The following is a 2,535-nucleotide window of genomic DNA, read 5'->3' as shown; positions in this document are numbered from 1 at the left end:
TGCTCTAAGTGCGCTGATGTTGATTAATAACACATTCAGTTTTTGATTGTCGTTATTAATCAGCAGTGGATTCTTAGGGTAATCAAGGCGTGAATCAGATTGTTTTCTGGTATCACTGATACGTTTATTAAACGCTTCTTTGTCTAACCAACCGTATTTAGCCAGGAAGGTTCTTGCTGTCATCGGGTAAGCGAGTGGGAAGTTTGCTTTTTGTGCCGTAATAGGTCGGTAAACTGCGGCATCAGCCCACATATGCAGTAGGTGTCCAGTTAAGAAACAGCAGAAAAAGAAGATAGCAATAATAGGGCCAAGTTTAAAGCGGCTTAACGGTCTTAATCTATGCCATAGAAAGCTTGAAATAAGTAACTCAAGTAAGAATAAGAAAGGCACGAAAACAAAGAGAGATTGCCAATCTGAATTTAGCGTTTGTTCACTTTCGCCCAGCAGTATCTCAAAGATAATGGGGTTAATGTGTAAATTATAAAGTTTAAAAATCTCGGTATCAATAATTAACAGAGATAGTCCCACGGTGGCAAATATGACCGTTAGAAAGCGTAATGTGCGTGGGAAAGGTATCAGGAAGCTGATCGGGAAGATCACCACCAGATACAGTATAAAAATAATAAAACTGAAATGACCAAGCAGGCTAATAAGAGAATAGACTTGACCAAGCATAGTTTCAGGCCATTCGGCGATGAAAAGGTAACGTGATGCAAGTAAGATAGCCAGTAAGATGTTGGCTAAGCTAAACCAATGACCCCAACTAATAATCTTGGAGACTTGATCGCGATAATGATGTCCTGTTTCTAGCATAAGTTAAACTGCAGTCTCATAGTGCTTATAGTGTGTAATGGGTAAAAATAAATGACAAGGCATCCTTGCCTATCATTTTAATTAATGTGATGTATCTTTAGACTTTACAGAAGCAACTAGTGCTTTAGCAAATTTTTCAGCAACCGCTTGGCGCTGTTTTGGTGATAAAGATGCGTTGATGATGTTCGCAGCTGCATTACCAAGAACCATTAAGCCAAGGTCTAAGGGTGCATCGTGTTTTTCTAGTACATCAATAACTTCATCAATAACTTTTTCAACTTTATCACTTTGGTATTTAGAAACTATAGGCATAATTTAATCTTTTAATGTATGAATGGGCAAAGATGATTATAATACCTCACAGAATTCATTAACTCTAATACTTTAAATATATGCAGCTAAAATTAAATAACATTATTCTACATTCATTGGCCTTTAATACAGAAGGCGAGCTGAAATGTTACCCACGCAGTGAAGAACTGGTTAATTCAGAACCGGTTGAAGAGCTTGCAAGTGAATTACATCGTATTTATAACGCCAAACCAGCAAAAGGTTTTGGTTATTTTAAATGTACTGAAGAAGACAATAGTCGTCTACCTTTTGAAGTTGAACTGCGTAAATTCATCGATGAAGAAAGTAATTTCGTTGATTTTTCAAGTGCAGCATCAAATTTGTTGGTGGCTGAGCTACTAAAATATGACTTCGGGACACAAGGTATTCTGTCTTTTGTGCATTATAATTGGATGGCATCGGATTACCTTATCGTTGCGTTATTGGAAAATAAAGACAGTGTAATGGTTACTGAACAACTCGATCTCAGTAATACGCATTATCTTGAACTGTCTAAAGTGCAACTTGCCGCTAAAATTGATTTGACGGAGTGGCGACAAAATAGCGATTCGAAACGTTATTTATCATTTATTAAAGGCCGTGCTGGACGTAAAGTGTCTGATTTCTTCTTGGATTTTCTTGGCTGTACCGAAGGTATGGACGCAAAACTACAAAATGCGGGTTTAATGCGCGCTGTGGATGAGTTCTGCCACGTTGCAGAACTTGACGCCGAAGAATCAATACAAGCACGTGAGCAAGTAGCGCAGTACTGCAACGAGCAAATTAAAGAAGGTAATGAAATTGAAATCAAAGATCTATCCGATCATTTAGCGGATGTATCATCACGTGATTTCTATCAATATGCTTCTGAAGCTTATGAACTTGAAGATAGCTTCCCAGCCGATCGTGGTGCGGTTCGTAAACTGACCAAATATGTCGGACAGGGCGGTGGCCTCAGTATTAGCTTTGACCAGAAATTGATGGCTGAACGTATTAGCTATGATGCACAAACGGATACGCTAACAATTGTTGGTATCCCGCCAAACTTACGTGAGCAACTTATCCGCCGTAGTATTTCTGGCGAAGAGCAAGAATAAGATATTTCGATATTTTAACAGGGTGGTAGCGATGGCTATCACCATCTTGTCCGAGCCTACTCGATTAATTTATTCTCAATAGACCTTACTTGTTTTAGTCCCCATTCCCCCTTGATTGCTACTTTTAGCATCATATCTAAAAAAATATGTAAGCCGTTATTATCGAGGTCAAGACAGATACCGTGGTTTTCCCGAGAATAAATATATAAGGCGACCAGATTCTCAGGTTTTTTATCTAAAGATATCCGTGTCGTTAGCAGCGCATCAGGTTGTGCTGGTGTTGATTTTTTCTGTA

At 38.6% G+C, this 2,535-nt stretch carries 3 protein-coding genes and 1 pseudogene; 1 reads left to right on the top strand and 3 read right to left on the bottom strand.

Annotated features, from left to right (window positions below):
• Nucleotides 1-813: DUF3413 domain-containing protein (locus PE36_RS23345; RefSeq protein WP_006034588.1), on the bottom strand; the 813-nt coding region annotated here is incomplete at its 3' end.
• An 81-nt stretch (nucleotides 814-894) separates the two neighbouring features.
• Nucleotides 895-1,125, bottom strand: coding sequence for a DUF1414 domain-containing protein (locus PE36_RS23340; protein ID WP_006034587.1), 231 nt, complete (start codon nucleotides 1,123-1,125; stop codon nucleotides 895-897).
• Between the two features lie 80 nt (nucleotides 1,126-1,205).
• On the opposite strand from PE36_RS23340, the gene yejK reads away from it, so the two are divergent.
• Entirely contained in the window at nucleotides 1,206-2,240 is a 1,035-nt protein-coding gene (gene yejK, locus PE36_RS23335; RefSeq protein ID WP_006034586.1) for a nucleoid-associated protein YejK, read from the top strand.
• A gap of 56 nt (nucleotides 2,241-2,296) precedes the next feature.
• Here the strand turns inward: yejK and PE36_RS23330 are convergent.
• Nucleotides 2,297-2,535 (bottom strand): annotated as a pseudogene (locus PE36_RS23330) (hypothetical protein); the annotation flags it as partial.

Source organism: Moritella sp. PE36 (assembly GCF_000170855.1).
GTDB lineage: Bacteria > Pseudomonadota > Gammaproteobacteria > Enterobacterales > Moritellaceae > Moritella.
This window is presented reverse-complemented; position numbering and strand designations above follow the sequence as displayed.

Bases quoted from the DNA above. Each gene is read 5' to 3' on its own strand.
- yejK (WP_006034586.1), top strand. From the start codon at position 1,206: ATGCAGCTAAAATTAAATAACATTATTCTACATTCATTGGCCTTTAAT.
- PE36_RS23340 (WP_006034587.1), bottom strand. From the start codon at position 1,125: ATGCCTATAGTTTCTAAATACCAAAGTGATAAAGTTGAAAAAGTTATT.